The organism is Saccharothrix syringae, assembly GCF_009498035.1.
Classification (GTDB): Bacteria; Actinomycetota; Actinomycetes; order Mycobacteriales; family Pseudonocardiaceae; genus Actinosynnema; species Actinosynnema syringae.
Genome location: NZ_CP034550.1, coordinates 6,744,583 through 6,759,262, shown reverse-complemented (window position 1 = coordinate 6,759,262; position 14,680 = coordinate 6,744,583). Strand labels below are relative to the sequence as shown.

Below are 14,680 nucleotides of genomic sequence, written 5' to 3'. Positions count from 1 at the left end.
GGACCGGATGCGAACGCCCGACCTGTACGTCGCGGGCCTCGGCGCCCACCTGCCCGCGCGGGTCGAGACCGCCGACGCCGTGTCCCGGGGCTGGTACTCCGCCGAGCAGGCCGAGGCCGGCGGGATCACCTCGGTGTGCGTCGCCGACGAGCACGTGGCGGCCGAGATGGCCGTGCTGGCGGCGAAGGAGGCACTGGGTGGTTCGCCGCCGCCGGTGCGGGCGGTGCTGCACACCTACCTCGACTCCCAGGGGGCCCGGTACTGGTCCGCCGCGCCGTACGTGGCGGCGCACGCGGTCGGCGCCGACGTGCCCGGCTACGACGTGCTCCAGTCCTGCAACGGCGGCCTGGCCGCGGTGGAACTGGGCGCGCGACTGCTCGCCGACGGCGGTGGCCACGTGCTGGTCACCGCGGCGGACCGGTTCGACGCGGCGGGCTTCGACCGGTGGAACTGCGACTCCCAGGCGGTGTTCGGCGACGGCGCCGGTGCGCTGCTGCTGGGCGCGCACGGCGGCTTCGCCCGGATCACCGCCATCGCCACCGGTTACGACAACGGCCTGGAGGCGGAGTCGCGCGGCGACGGGTTCCCGGCCGGTGCCGAGCCGGTGGACTTCACCGCGATGCGCGAGCGGTACCACCACGTGGTGCCCGTGCACGAGCACCTGGAGCGGATCAGGGACGTGATCACGGAAACCTTCGAGCAGGTGCTGGACGAGGCCGGCACCACCGCCGACCGGATCACCCGCGCGGTGCCGGTGGTGGCCACCGAACCGGTGAACCTCGGCCTGTTCCGCATCCTCGGCCTCGACGACACCCTGTCCACCTGGGACTTCGGCGCGACGACCGGGCACCTGGGCGCCGCCGACAACCTGGTCGGCCTGCACCACCTGGTGACGACCGGCGCGGTGCGCCCCGGCGACGCGGTGCTGCTGGTCGGCGGGGGCAGCGGGTTCGCCTGCACGCTGGCGGTGGTCGAGGTGACGGGGCAGGCGCCGTGAACGCCTGGGAACGGCTGACCGGGCACGACCCGGCCGCGCCGGCCGTGCACAGCGCCGAGGGCGTGACCGGCTACGGCGAGCTGGCGGCACTGGTGGACCGGTGCGCCGCGGTGCTGCGGGCGCTGGGGTTGGCCCCCGGCGAGGTCCTGGCGGTGGAGGTGGACGAGGGCCTGCCGGCGGTGATCGCGCTGGTGGCCGCCCTGCGGGCCGAGGTGCCGTTCGTCTGGTTGAACCCCACCCACCCGCCGGTGCGCCGCGAGCAGGTGGTGGGGGACTGCCGGCCGGCGGCGCTGCTCACCTGGGAAGCCGGGGGACCCGTCGCCCGCCGGCTCGGCGGCCGGCCCGCGGCGGTGCCCGCGGACACCGGCTGCGTGGTCTACACCTCGGGCTCCACCGGCACGCCCAAGGGGATCGTGCAACCCCGCGCCAACCTCGACCAGTTCGCCCGCTGGTTCGCCGCGGAGCTGGCGCTGGCGCCGGGGAGCCGGGTGTTGCAGTGGGCCGTGATGAGCTACGACGCCGCCTACGCCGAGGTGCTCGCGGCGCTGCACGCCGGGGCGACCCTGGTGGTGCCGTCGGCCGGGGAGAAGTCCGACCCGGCCCGGATCGCCGCGCTGGTCGCCGAGCAGCGGGTCAGCCACCTGCTCACCGTGCCCAGCCTGTGCCGGGCGCTGTTCACCGCCCGTGCCGACCGGCCGCTGCCCGAGGTCCGCTCGCTGGGCCTGTTCGGCGAGGTGCTGCCACCCGACCTGCTCACCGCCGCGGCCCGGTACCTGCCCGATGCCGAGGTCCGCAACTTCTACGGGCCCACCGAGTGCACCCTGGCCACCTGGTACCGCGTGCCGGCCGGGTTCACCGGCGAGGTGGTGCCGGTCGGGCGGCCCATCCCCGGCCGCGAGGTCCTGCTGGACGGCACCGGCACCGGCACCGGCACCGGCACCGGCGTCGGTGAGGTCCTGGTCCGCTCCCGGTACCTCGCGCACGGCTACCTGGGGCGGGAGGACGAGACGGCGCAACGCTTCCTGGCCGACCCGGGCGGGGACCCGGCGGTCCGGGTGTACCGCACCGGCGACCTCGGGCGGTACGACGCGGCCGGGGAGCTGGTGTTCGTCGGCCGGCTCGACGACGAGGTGAAGATCCGCGGCGTGCGGGTCCGGCTCGGCGACGTCGAGGCGGCCCTGTCGACCGCGCCGGGCGTCGCCGAGGTGGCGGTGCGGCTGCACGGCGCCGGCCGGGTCGCGCCGGGGATCGCGGCCTACGTCGTCGCGCACCCCGACCGCCGGCCGGAGGTGACCGCGTTGCGCCGCCACGCGGTGCGCGTGCTGCCGCCGGTCATGGTGCCCGCCCACTACGTGCTGCTCGACGACCTGCCCCGCACGTCGACCGGCAAGGTGGACCGGGCGGCGCTCCCCCCGCCCGTGCGGGCGCCCCTCGGCCGCCCGCCCAGCGGTGAGCTGGAGCGGGAGCTGGCCGGCATCTGGCGGGACACCACCGGGTGCGCCGAGATCGGTGTGGACGACGACTTCTTCGGGGTCGGCGGCTACTCCCTGCTCGCCCCGGACGTGGTCGCCCGGGTGCGGACCCGGCTGGGCCTGGCCGTGCCCCGGCGGGCGGTGTTCGACCACTCCCGGTTCGGCGACTTCGCCGCCTACCTCACCACGCTGCGCGTGCCCACGAAGGAGCAACCATGATCGTCCTCGACGGCTACGGCCTCAGCCCGGAACAGCTGTCCGCGATCGCCCTGGACGGCGAGCGGGTGGAGGTGGCGGCGGACAGCGCCGCGGCGCTGCGCGCCACGTTCGAGCGGGTGCAGCGCTGGGGCGAGCAGCGGGTGCCCGTCTACGGGGTCAACACCGGCTTCGGCGAGCTGGCGCACGTGGTGGTCGGTCCGGAGTGGCAGACCGAGCTCCAGGTGAACCTGCTGCGCAACCACGCCACCGGGGTCGGTGCGGTGTTCGACGAGGGGGTGACCCGGGCGATCCTGGCCGCCCGGCTGAACTGCCTGGCCCGCGGCTACTCGGGGGCCAGCCCGGCCGTGGTGCGGATGCTGGTGGAGTTCCTCAACCGCGGGGTGCACCCGCTGATCCCGCAGCAGGGCTCGCTGGGCGCCAGCGGGGACATCTCCCCGCTGTGCCACATGGCGCTGCCGATCATCGGCGAGGGGGAGGTGGTGCACGGCGGCGCGCGGCGGGACAGCGCCGGCGTGCTCGCCGAACTCGGCCTGGAGCCGGTGACCCTGGGCTTCAAGGAGGGGCTGGCGCTGATCAACGGCACCTCGGCGTCCACCGGGGCCGCCGCCGTGGCGCTGGTGCGGGCGGAGGCCCTGCTCCGGCTCGCGGTGTTCCTCTCCGGCCTGTACGTGCAGTGCCTGCGCGGCAGCACCAGGGCGTTCGACGCCCGCGGCCACGAGCTGAAGGGCCACCCCGGCCAGATCGCCGTGGCGGCGTCGCTGCGCGACCTGCTCGAAGGCAGCGACCTGACCCGCGAGCACGTCGAGCTGATGGAGGAGATCAGCTCGCGCACCCGGGACACCGTGGGCGTGGTCGACGCCGGGGTCTACATCCAGTCCGCCTACACGCTGCGCTGCGTGCCCCAGGTGCTCGGCCCGGTCCACGACACCATGCGGTACTGCCGGAGCGTGCTGACCCGCGAGCTGAACTCCTCCAACGACAACCCGCTGATCTTCGACACCGCCGAGGAGTCCTTCCACGGCGGCAACTTCCACGGCCAGTACGTCGGCATGGCCTGCGACTACCTCGGTGTCGCGCTGACCGAGCTGGGCGTGCTCGCCGAGCGGCAGGTCAACCGCCTGGTCGACCCCCACCTCAACGGCGAGCTGACCGACTTCCTCGCCCTCGACGACAGCGGGCTGTCCTCCGGGCTGAGCGGCACCCAGTACCTGGCCACCAGCATCGCCGCCGAGAACCTCGACCTGGCCGCGCCCGCGTCGGTCAAGACGCTGCCCTCCAACGCCGGCAACCAGGACATCGTGAGCATGAGCCTGAACTCGGCGCGCAAGGCGCTGACCCTGTGCGAGAACGTCGGCACCATGCTCGCCGTGCTGGCCGGCTGCCTGTTCCAGGCGAGCCACGTGCTCGGCCCGCAGCGGCTCAGCCCGGCGGCCGCGGCCTGGCACTCGGCGCTGGCCGAGCGCGTGACCGCCTACCGGGACGAGGCGCCGGTCTACCGGATGGTCGACCGGGTCAGGGAGTTCGCGGTGAGCGGGGAAGGCCGGCAGCTCGTCGGGAAGTTCGTGGACCTGACCGCAACCGATCCCGTGGAGACGCCTTGATCGACGCGCTGCTGAACCTGTCCGCGCACTGCCCGGGCACCGTGCTGGACCCGGAGACGGACGAACCGATCACCCTGGACCGGCTCGCCGCCGTGCTGCCGCCCTCCCTCGCCGGGCTGGAGCTGTCCACCGACCCCCTGGTGCCCGTGCCCGAACCGCTGCGGGAGAGGTTCGCGCGCTACCGCCCGACCCCGCTGTTCGAGGCGAGGGCGTTCGCCGAGGCGGTCGGCAACGGCTGCCGGGTGTTCGTCAAGGACGAGGGCGCGACGCCCTCGGGCAACCACAAGGCGAACAGCGCCTGGTGGGTCGCGTACCACTGCGCGCGGGACGGCATCGGGAGGATCACCACCGAGACGACGGGCAACTGGGGGATCGCCCTGGCCCTGGCGGCGGCCGAGTTCGACCTGGAGGTGCTCTGCTTCATCGACGCGGCCAGCCTGCGGGCGCGGCCCGACCGCGCGGAGCTGATGCGGGCCGCCGGCGCCCGGGTGGAGGTGGTCCACCCCGACGACGACGCCCGGTTCGACCCGCTCGTGCTGTCCGCCAACCACGCGGTCGAGCACACCCGGCGGCAGCCGGGTGCCCGCTACGTGTTCGGCAGCGTCTACAACTACTTCATCCTGCCGCAGACGATCGTCGGGTTGGAGGCGCGCGAACAGCTCGGCGACCTGCGGCCGGACGTGGTGGTGGGCAGTTGCGGCGGCGGGGCCAACCTGCTCGGCGTCTCGGGGACCTTCCTCGCCGACCGGCTGGCCGGGGCGGACGGGCCCGAGGTGGTGTGCGCCGAGTCCGAGCTGTGCCCGATCGTCAGCAAGGGCGTGTGGGGCCGGTACTCGATCGACGACCAGGGCTTCTACCCGAAACTGCGCACGTACGGGTTGGAACGGCTGCTCGGCACCGACTACATCGGCGGCCTCGGGTCCACGATCGTGGCGGCCCCGGTCGCCCGCTGCCACGCCGAGGGCCTGATCCGGACCACCACGGTCGGCGTCGACCAGGCGCGGGTCGCCGCCGCGCTGTTCGCCGAGACCGAGGGCCCCCGGGTGGCCCTGGAGACCGGGTACCAGCTGGCCGCGGTGATCGCCGAGGCGCACCGCGCCCCGGACCGGTCGATCCTGGTGAACATCAGCTCGGTCGGGGCGGCCGCCACATTCGCCTGACCGCGTTTCCCCTTCGGGAAAGAATTCGAGTGGGCCCGTCCGCTCCCTCGTCCGGCCGATGGTCGCGTGGTAGCATTCGAACCGAATGCGGAATAACATTTCCGCCAATTCCGGGGACGGTTCGAAGGGATCGACGCCAAGGCGAGCGGGAGGTCGGATGTCCGATGTCGTCTTCGAGCAGCGGTTCGAGCAGTGGCTGCGCCTGACCGGCCTGGACAGGCTCGACCTGGAAGCACTGGCCCGCTACGCCCTGAGATCGTCGAATCGGGGCGCGGAAAAGGCCGAACTGCTCGAAGAGGTCATCCGGTGGTTACAGGGGGAGGACACCGCGGGGGCCGTTCCCCCGTTGCTCCTCGATTTCCTCGACGAGTACACCGCGGCCGCCAGCCGGGCCGCGGACGAACTGCGGCTGGTCACCAACACGCTGATCGCGAGCGCCGAACCGGAGGCGGGAATTCCCCGGCAGCGGGCCCGGCTCACCGACCGCGAGCGCGAGGTGCTGGCCCTCCTCGCGCACGCGCTGTCCAACCGGTTGATCGCGGCCAGGCTGAGCATTTCGGAGAAGACCGTGAAGAACCACATCACCTCCGTGTTCGCCAAGCTCGGCGTGTCCAGCCGCAGCGAGGCCCTGGTCGTCGCGCTCCACGAGGGCCTGCTGAAGAACTGGGTCCCGAACCGGGTGAAGAGCCGGCTGGGCGGTTCCTGACGGGCCGGCGCGCGGGGCCGGGTCACGACGCCACCCCGTGGTGCGCGGGAGGTCGTCGCGCACCACGGGGTGTGGCCCCGACTCCGCGGGTCGGGGGGAACGACGCGCGGACGCTCAGACCGCGGGCGCGGTCTGCCCGAGGTTGCCGTGCGCCGCGATCGAGAGGTCCCGCCCGTCGGCCCAGGTCTTGAGCCGCTCGGCGTAGACCTGCTCGATCATGTCGTGGAAACCCTGGCCGAAGAGCACCCGCAGGGGCGGGTCGTCGGAGTCGACGATCTCCAGCAGGGTCCGGGCCGCGGCGACCGGGTCGCCGGCGGGCTTGCCCCCCACGAGCCCGGCCAGGCGCCGGCGGAGACCGTCGTAGACCGGGTTGGGCTCGGCCAGGTGGCCGTTGTCGAGCGGGTCCGGGTTCTTGCCGCCCCTGGTGGCGAAGCCCGCGGGCTCGACGATGGTCACCTTGACGCCGAAGTCGGCGACCTCGCGGACGAGGGTTTCGTTCAGCGCCTCGACGGCCCACTTGGAGAGGTGGTACGCGCCGCCGAGCGGCATCGCGATCAGCCCGGCGACCGAGGACATCTGGATGACGTGCCCCGCGCCCTGCTCGCGCAGGTGGGGCAGCGCGGCCTGGACGACCCACACCGCGCCGAACAGGTTGGTCTCGAGCTGGTCGCGCAGTTGCCGCTCGGTCAGCTCCTCGATCGCGCCCACCTGGGCGTAGCCGGCGTTGTTCACGATGACGTCGAGCCTGCCGAAGTGCTCCTTGGCCCGCCGCACACCGTCGAAGACGGCGGCCCTGTCGGTCACGTCCAGCGCGAGCGGGAGCACCGCGTCGCCGTGGGCGGCGACCAGTTCACCGAGGCTCGCGGTGTTCCGGGCGGTCGCGGCCACCTTGTCGCCGCGGGACAGGGCGGCCTCGACGAAGCAGCGGCCCAGGCCGCGCGACGAACCGGTGACGAACCAGACCTTGCTCATGTTGTCGTCCGTTCCTTCTTCCTCGACGTGTCGACCACCAGATGCCGGCGAGCCCCGCCCCGTGACAGGTGCGGGGGCGTGACCTGCGTCCCAGCGGGTGGGGCGGGTCTCGCCGCGCCGGTACAGCGTCCGCCGCGGCCGGGCCGTGGATCAACGCCGACCTCGGCAACGACTCTTTAGCCGTGATTGATAATCGGGCGGTGGAGCTGCGCGACATCGAGATCTTCCTGACCTTGGCCGAGGAGCTGCACTTCGGCCGCACCGCCGACCGGCTGCGCCTGACCACGGCCCGGGTCAGCCAGTCCGTCCGGAAGCAGGAACGGCTCATCGGCGCGCCGCTGTTCGACCGCACCACCCGCGTGGTTCGCCTGACGCCCCTCGGTGAGCAGCTCCGCACCGACCTCAAGGCCGCCTACGACCAGGTCCGGACCGCGATCGACGCCGCGAGGAGAACCGCCCGCGACACCCCCGCGACCCTGACCCTCGGCGTGTTCGGGCCCCACGCGTACGAACTCGCCCCGGTCATCGACCGGTTCCGCTCCCGGAACCCGCACTGCGAGCTGCTGTTCCGCGAGGTGCACTTCAGCGACCCGTTCGGCGCGCTGCGGGCCGGTCAGGTCGACCTGCAGACGTGCTGGCTCCCGGTGCGGGAACCGGATCTCACCGTCGGGCCCACCGTGATCACCGACCCGCTCCTGCTGATGGTCTCCACCGGCCACCCCCTGGCCGCGCGGGAGTCGGTGCTCCTGGAAGACCTCGGCGACTGCGTCGTGCCCCGGATGGAGGGCTCCGCCCCCGCCTACTGGGAAGCCGCGGTCCTGCCGTCCCGCACACCGGGCGGGCGCCCGGTACCGCGCGGCCCGGGGGTCGCCACGTTCCAGGAGATCCAGGCGGTCGTCGCGGCCGACCAGGCCGTCTGCGTCGTGTTCGCCGAGGCCAGCCGCTACTACCAGCGACCCGGCATCACCTACCTGCCCATCCGGGACGCCCCGCTGGGCCGGTGGGCCCTCGTCTGGCGCACCGCGACCGCGACACCGCTCGTACAGCGCTTCGCGGACACCGCGCACGAACTCGACCTCGCGGCGGCGCGGTCGTCGTCGACCGCACCCGGCGGGTAGCCGTACCGCGCTGCCGCGATGCGACCGGCACGGCGCGAGTACCCTCTCGCCCCGCTGCCGCGACCGCCCGGATTCGGCAGCGGGGCGCGGAGCGGCGGCGCGGTGGAATCGGGCGGGTCGTCAGGGGGACGGGACGTGATCGAGCGGGCGCTGGTGCGCGTCTTCGGGGACGGCGGACCGGTCGGCGTCGGCTTCCTGGTCTCCGCGGACACCGTGCTGACCTGCGCCCACGTGGTCGGGGACGCCGAGGCCGTCGAGCTGGACTTCCCGGTCCTGGGCGCGACCGCGCGGGCCCGCGTGGCGCACCGCCCCGACGGCGTGGACCTGGTGTGCCTGCGGTTGGAGACCACCCCGCCGGGGGCCGGGCCGGTGCGGGTCGTCGCCGTCGACGACGTCCGCGGCCACCGGGTGCGCACCTTCGGCGTCCCGAACCGGCGGCCGGCGGGGGTGTGGTCGCAGGGCGTGGTGCGCGGGCCGATCGCGGACGGGCGGCTGCACATCGAGGACGACCGCGCCCACGGCCTGCCGATGCTCCGGGGCTTCAGCGGCGGCCCGGTGGTCGACGAGGACCTGAACGCGGTGATCGGCATGGTCGTGGAGGTCGAGGCGCGCCAAGAGCACCGGATCGGCTACGCCCTGTCCGGCGAGGCCCTGCACGACGCGTGGCCCGGCCTGGCCGCGGTCAACGACCAGCCGAACCCGTTCCGCGGCCTGGAGCCGTTCCAGCGCGAGGACGCCGAGTGGTTCTTCGGCCGCGCCGGGCGGACCGACGAGCTGGTCCGCCGGCTCGACCGCGACGGCGTCCTGGTGGTCACCGGCCCGTCCGGCTGCGGCAAGTCGTCGCTGGTGCTGGCCGGGCTGCTGCCCCGGCTCGGCGAGGCGGTCGTGGTCCGCCCGGCCGCCGGCGGTTCGCCGTGGGCGGCGCTGGCCACCGCGCTGGGCGTCGAGGAGGTCGCCCCGGACCGCGTCGGCGAGGTGGTCGACCGCCGCCTCACCCGGTCCGGCCTGCGCCGGCTGACCCTCGTGGTCGACCAGTTCGACGAGGCCCTGGCGCGCCACCCCGACGAGTCGGCCGCCCTGCTCGCCGCCCTGCTGGACACCGCCGAGGCGCACCACCGCACCCCGCGGGTGGACCTGGTGGTCACCACCACCACCGAGCCGCTGGACCGCCTGCTGGCCGACCCGGCGTTCGGCTCGCGGCTGGCCGGCCGCACCGACACCCTCGGCGCGCCGGGCCCGGCGGAGCTGCGGGAGGTGGTCGAGGGGCCGCTGGCCGTGCCCGGGATGCCGGTGCTGGAACCGGGGCTCGCCGACGTGCTGCTGGAGGACCTGGACGGCGAGCGGAACCCGCTGCCGCTGCTGGAGTTCACCCTGACCCTGCTGTGGGAGCGGCAGCACCGCGGCGTGCTGACCCACCGGGCGTACCGGGAGCTGGGCGGCGTCGGCGGCGCGGTGTCCACCTACGCCGAGCAGGTGTGGCGGCGGTTCGACCCCGAGCAGGTCCGCCGGGTGCTGACCCAGCTGGTCAGCCCGCTGGCCAACGGCGGCTTCACCCGCCGCGCCGTGCCGTTGGAGGAGCTGGGGCCGGTCGCGGTCGAGCTGGCCCGCACCCGCCTGGTCACCCTCGGGCCGGCCGCGGTGGAGCTGGCGCACGAGTCGCTGGTGCGGCACTGGGACCGGCTGCGCGGCTGGGTGGAGGCCGACCGCGACTTCCGGCTCTGGCAGGACGAGGTCGACCGCCTGGCCGGCCGCTGGGCGGTCCGCCGGGACCGGGCGCTGCTGCCGCGCGGCCGGGCGGTCCGGCGGGCCGCGGCGCTGCTCGGGGAGCGCGGCGCGGAGCTGACCGACCGGCAGCGCCGGTTCGTCGACGCCGCCGTGCGGGGCCGCAGGCGCCGGGTCGCCGTGCGGGGCGGGGCCGTCGCCCTGGTGGTGGCCCTGGGCGCCTCGCTGGCCTTCGCGGCGACCCGGCTCACGGACGAGCAGGACCTCGCGCGGGCGTCGGGCGCGGCGGCCACCCTGCTCGGCCGGGTGGACCCGTGGCAGCCGGAGACCTGGCTCGACGGCTCCGTCCGGGCCTGGCTGACCGCGGACTCCCCGGGCACCAGGGGCGCGCTGCTCTCGGTGGCCCGGTCCGTGCGGCACGCCGAGGTGCTGGTGCCCGGCACCGCCCTGCCCAGCCCGGCGGGCACCAGGGTCGTCCGGCTGGGCGGGGACCACCGGGTGGCGGAGGTGTGGGACGTGGCCTCGACGCCCGCGGTGAAGGTGCCGGTGACCGGCGGCGGGATCGAACCGCGGTGGCTCGGCGAGGACCGGTTCGCCGAGAGCGGCGAGGGCGCCGTCCGGGTCCGCGACGCCGCCACCGGCGCCGTGCTGCGCACCATCGCGACCGGGGGCGGCGAGGTCGAGGCCGACCCGTCCGGCCGGTGGCTCGCGCTCGCGCCCCACGACCGGTCCGAGGTCCGCCTGGTCGACCTGGGCACCGGCACCGAGACCACGCTCACCGCGCCCGGCACGTTCGCCCAGGGCCTCCCCGCGGTCGACGAGGTGTCCCTCCGGTACGTGCTGCCCACCGGCGAGGTCGTCGTGGAGGGGCGGGGCACGTGGTTCGGCCTGACCGCGGCGGGCACCCGCGAACTGCCCGCGGCCCGGTACGACCAGACCACCGCCGACGAGCCGCTGGAGTTCCGGTGCGACGGCGGCACGCTGGTCTCGCGCGGCGCGATCACCGGGACCGAGCGGGCGCGGCTCACCCCGGAGGGCCTGTTCTGCGCGCACGACGAGGACGTGCCCAGGTTCAGCGGCGACGGCCGGGCGTGGGCGGTCACCGAGGTCGGCGGCAGCGAGCTCGTGCAGGCGCTGTGGGTGGGCCGGACCGACGCGCCCGGCGACCGGCTGGTCACGTGGGTGCCGTCCGGCACCGAGGTCGCGGCGGTCGAGCAGGAGAGCTCCGGCGCGTTCCGGGTGCTGCTGGGGCAGCGGGGTGCGGTCCTGGTGGTGCGCGTACCGCCGCCGGACGCGCTGGACCGGGCGCTGGTCGAGGCGCGCGGCGCCGAGGTCACCCCCGACGGCGGGCACGTCCTGCTGTTCCGGGCGGACGGCGCGGTCGAGACCTGGCGGACCGCGACCAGGTCGCGGGTCGCCGGGGTGGTCACCGCCCCGCCGCACGAGGACAACGGCCTGCCCGACGCCCACGCCGTGTCACCCGACTCCCGGACCCTGGCCACCCGGACCCCCGACGACCGCGTCCGGCTGTGGAACCTGCCCGACCTGGCGCCGCTCGGCGAGCTGTCCGCGCCCGGCCCGGAACCGACCCCACCGGACGGGGAACCCGCGCTGCCGTCGTTCCTGGACGACGACCGCCTGCTGGTGCGGCGCGTGAACGACCTGAGCGTGTGGTCCGCCAGGTCCGGCGAACGCCTCGGCGCCACGGTCGCGCTGCCGCCCGGAACCGCCCAACCGCGGGTGGCCGCGGACGGCGGCGAACTGGTCGTGGTGGGCGGCGACGGCTTCACCCGCCGCTACGCCCTCGCCGACGGGCACGAGGTCGCGGGCTCCCGCTTCCGCCACGGCGAGGCCGATCCGCCGGGCGGCCCGATCGCCGTGCGCGACGGGCGGGTCGCCGTCGCCCGCGCCGGCGCGGTCGAGGTGTTCGACCTGGGCACCGGCGAGCCGCTGGACCGCCTGGACACCCCTCCCGGGGCGGTGGTGGGCGCGCTGCGGTTCCGCGACGACCCCGACGAGCTGGAGGTCACCCTCGTCGAACAGGGCAGCGGTGCCGAGCAGGTGGAGCTGTGGACGCGCAACGTGCTGTGGGGCCTGCCCGCGCTGCTCGGCCGCGACGACACGCGCCTGGAGGACGTGCCCGCCCGCGCCTGGCGGGTCAACGTGGACGGCCAGGTCGACGGCCTGGAGCCCGGTGACCCGCGGGCGTGGTCGGAGGCGGTGTGCGGGCTGGCGCGGCGCAGCGGGTTGGCCGAGGGGCCCGACGACCTGCCCGAGGGGGCGTTCGCGGGCGAGGTCTGCTGACCGCGGTGCCGCCGTGCGGGCCCCGGCCGGGGCGGAACCCCGGCCGGGGCACCCGCTCAGCCCGTTCGGCGCGCGGTCAGCAGCAGCCTGCCGGCACCGACCCCGTAGGGTTCGCCACCCGGGCCGCCGAACAGCTCGACATCGGTGAACCCGTTGCCGGACAACAGGTCGACGACCTGCGCCACCGTGTACACGTGGTGGATCGCGGTCACGTCGAGTTCTTCCCCGCCACGGGTGAACCGGTAGCGGCTGAGCACCCGGCTCCCGGGAACGTCGTACTCGCCGGTGGCGAGCACGGTGATGTCCCCGGTCGTCATGGTCCGCGGCTCGGCCCGGTAACCGGGCAGGATCGACTCGGCCGCCGAGGCGAAGTCGACGACCAGCCCGCCGCCGGGCCGGACGGCCCCGCCCAGCGCGGCGGCGAACTCCCGCAGGCCGTCGAGCTCCAGGTAGCCGAAGCTGTTGCCCAGGCACACCGCGGCGTCGAACCCGCCGTGCCGCGGGATCTCCCGCATGTCGGCGTGGACGAACTCGACGTCGAGCCCGGCGGCGGCGCGCCGGGCGTGCCCGATCGCCTCGGCGGACAGGTCGACCCCGGTCACCCGGTGCCCGCGCCGGGCGAGCTCCAGGCTGTGGCGCCCGCTGCCGCACGGCACGTCCAGGACCGCCGAGCGCGGCGCGAGACCGAGGCGCTGCTCGACGAAGTCGATCTCCTCGACGGTGACCTCCGGCGGCACGGCGCGCCGCCAGAACTCGTTGGGCAGTTCGGTGAAGAAATCCACGTACCAGGTGGGGGGAGGAATTGCGGACACGGGAAAGCTCCTTGCGGTGCATCGGCTTGTCGAGGGCGATGTCACCGGGCGGCCCGGACCGTCACACGGCTCCGGTGGGCAGGCCCGGTGTGAGGCTCCGGGCAGCCATGGCTTCCTCCACGATCAGCGGTTGGCCAGACGTTAGCAGCACCCCGCCCGATCGGCGAGCGAGTTGTCAACGGTCTCGAACCTCACCCCGACCACCACCCTCGCGGCCACCCCTCGGCCCGCGCGACCACCGCCGGCACGGCGGCTCGTTCCCCGGCCCCGGGCAACGGCAGATCAAGCGGAGTTCAGCAGGACTTCCGCCCAACCTCGGAACTCCCGTGGGGGCCCGATCCCGCGACGCACCGACCCGGTGCGGCACCCGCGGGCGCCGCACCGGGTCGGCGGGCTCAGTGCGTGACCTGCCAGTGGCTGTTCGCCGTCTGGAGCGTGAAGGACAGGCCGTAGCAGCCGAAATCGGTGCTGTTCACGCTGCCCGGCGGCGTGACGTTCGAGTTGCCCGGGGTCAGCGCGGTCCAGGTGCTGCCGAGCTTGATCTTGAGGTTCGCGGCGTGGTATTGGGTGCCGTAGGTCTCGGTGCAGTAGTAGCCCTCGCCGGTGGCGGGGTTGTACTCGGTGTAGACCTCGAACATGCTCCAGCCGCCGTGCGTCTCGCTGAGCTTGGCGGTGTCGGCGCTGGTGAACAGCGCGTCCCAGCTGGAGGTCGTGTAGTTGTAGAGGTAGGCGGTCCAGGAGTTGGTGACCGCGTTGGTCTGCACGTCCAGCACCTCGTAGGCGGGCAGTCCCTGGTACGGCGCGGTGTAGGTGCTCAGGAAGGTGGAGTCGATCCAGGCCACGGCGGCGAAGCCGGGCGAGGCCGCGCACCAGTCCCACGCGCCCACGCCGTTGCCGCCCTGCCAGTAGAACGTGGTGACCTCGATGCAGGTCTTGCCGCTGGGCACGAGGGTCGGGGCGTACACCACGTCGGGGTTGCCCGACGGGATGCTGATGCCGGGGTTGACCGTGTGCGTGGCCTGGGCCCCGATGGACGAGACGGTCGGGAACGCGCCCCAGACGACGTGCAGGGACCCGCTCCACGGCACGATGGTCGTGGCGCCGGACGTCCTGGCGGCGTCGGCCCGGTCGGCGGAGAAGGACTCCCCGCGCCTGAGGACCCCGGCGCTGACCTGCGGACCGGCCGCGGCCCTCGCCGCGTCACCGCGCACCGCGGGCACGAGCTTGCCGCTGACGGGCGAATCGGGTGTCGGCGTGGCCACCTTGACCGGTTCGTCCGGTGTGGCGGCCGAGGAGAGGGCGTTCGGGGCGAGGAGCACGCCCCCGGCGAGCAGGGCGACGGCGAGCAGGCGCGCGGGTGACCGGCGCGATGACTTCGATAACGGCATTGCCTTCGTTTTCCTCTCGGTGGAAGAACCGGCTCACCGCAGACGAAGAAGGACGCAGCTGACACGTCTGAGTGTCCCCCCAGGACACTGCGGTACCCGAAGCCTGCCCGGGGACGCGGAGATCGGCCAGGGGAAATCGGCCGCTCGGCCGGCGCTCCTGCGGCACCCCGCACCGGGTTTCGCGCGGCGGTCAACCGATCCTGCTCACC

General features: G+C 74.6%; 10 protein-coding genes. 7 read left to right on the top strand and 3 right to left on the bottom strand.

Going from position 1 to position 14,680, the window contains the following annotated elements; genetic code table 11:
* Window positions 1-7 precede the first annotated feature (7 nt).
* The 5 genes from EKG83_RS28830 to EKG83_RS49445 all read left to right on the top strand — a co-directional run bounded on the left by EKG83_RS28830 (window position 8) and on the right by EKG83_RS49445 (window position 6,155).
* Window positions 8-997 (top strand): ketoacyl-ACP synthase III family protein, encoded by a 990-nt coding sequence (locus EKG83_RS28830; protein ID WP_033433833.1) that lies wholly within the window; start codon window positions 8-10, stop codon window positions 995-997.
* The gene (locus tag EKG83_RS28825) at window positions 994-2,688 is read left to right on the top strand and encodes a non-ribosomal peptide synthetase (protein ID WP_051766581.1); all 1,695 of its coding nucleotides are present in this window, start codon (window positions 994-996) and stop codon (window positions 2,686-2,688) included. Before EKG83_RS28830 ends, EKG83_RS28825 begins: the two co-directional genes overlap by 4 nt.
* The gene (cmdF, locus tag EKG83_RS28820; RefSeq protein ID WP_051766582.1) at window positions 2,685-4,289 is read left to right on the top strand and encodes a tyrosine 2,3-aminomutase; all 1,605 of its coding nucleotides are present in this window, start codon (window positions 2,685-2,687) and stop codon (window positions 4,287-4,289) included. Before EKG83_RS28825 ends, cmdF begins: the two co-directional genes overlap by 4 nt.
* Entirely contained in the window at window positions 4,286-5,449 is a 1,164-nt protein-coding gene (locus EKG83_RS28815; protein WP_033433834.1) for a pyridoxal-phosphate dependent enzyme, read from the top strand. Before cmdF ends, EKG83_RS28815 begins: the two co-directional genes overlap by 4 nt.
* Window positions 5,450-5,606: 157 nt before the next feature.
* Window positions 5,607-6,155 (top strand): helix-turn-helix transcriptional regulator, encoded by a 549-nt coding sequence (locus tag EKG83_RS49445; protein ID WP_051766583.1) that lies wholly within the window; start codon window positions 5,607-5,609, stop codon window positions 6,153-6,155.
* 114 nt (window positions 6,156-6,269) lie between these two features.
* Here the strand turns inward: EKG83_RS49445 and EKG83_RS28805 are convergent, their stop codons facing one another.
* On the bottom strand, window positions 6,270-7,127 hold the full coding sequence (locus EKG83_RS28805; protein ID WP_033433835.1) for an SDR family NAD(P)-dependent oxidoreductase: 858 nt from the start codon (window positions 7,125-7,127) through the stop codon (window positions 6,270-6,272).
* A 182-nt stretch (window positions 7,128-7,309) separates the two neighbouring features.
* On the opposite strand from EKG83_RS28805, the gene EKG83_RS28800 reads away from it, so the two are divergent.
* A complete protein-coding gene (locus EKG83_RS28800) occupies window positions 7,310-8,245 on the top strand; it encodes a LysR family transcriptional regulator (protein ID WP_211269203.1) in 936 nt (311 codons plus the stop codon).
* A gap of 135 nt (window positions 8,246-8,380) precedes the next feature.
* Entirely contained in the window at window positions 8,381-12,271 is a 3,891-nt protein-coding gene (locus EKG83_RS28795; protein WP_033433837.1) for an nSTAND1 domain-containing NTPase, read from the top strand.
* Window positions 12,272-12,327: 56 nt separating this feature from the next.
* Here the strand turns inward: EKG83_RS28795 and EKG83_RS28790 are convergent, their stop codons facing one another.
* Together EKG83_RS28790 and EKG83_RS28785 are read right to left on the bottom strand one after the other, a co-directional pair.
* A complete protein-coding gene (locus tag EKG83_RS28790; protein WP_033433838.1) occupies window positions 12,328-13,083 on the bottom strand; it encodes a class I SAM-dependent methyltransferase in 756 nt (251 codons plus the stop codon).
* Between the two features lie 395 nt (window positions 13,084-13,478).
* Complete coding sequence (locus tag EKG83_RS28785) at window positions 13,479-14,471, bottom strand: hypothetical protein (RefSeq protein ID WP_051766584.1); 993 nt, start codon at window positions 14,469-14,471, stop codon at window positions 13,479-13,481.
* Window positions 14,472-14,680: the final 209 nt, after the last annotated feature.

Coding starts and splice junctions, on each gene's coding strand:
- EKG83_RS28830 (WP_033433833.1), top strand. CDS start 8: ATGCGAACGCCCGACCTGTACGTCGCGGGCCTCGGCGCCCACCTGCCC.
- cmdF (WP_051766582.1), top strand. CDS start 2,685: ATGATCGTCCTCGACGGCTACGGCCTCAGCCCGGAACAGCTGTCCGCG.
- EKG83_RS49445 (WP_051766583.1), top strand. CDS start 5,607: ATGTCCGATGTCGTCTTCGAGCAGCGGTTCGAGCAGTGGCTGCGCCTG.
- EKG83_RS28805 (WP_033433835.1), bottom strand. CDS start 7,127: ATGAGCAAGGTCTGGTTCGTCACCGGTTCGTCGCGCGGCCTGGGCCGC.
- EKG83_RS28785 (WP_051766584.1), bottom strand. CDS start 14,471: ATGCCGTTATCGAAGTCATCGCGCCGGTCACCCGCGCGCCTGCTCGCC.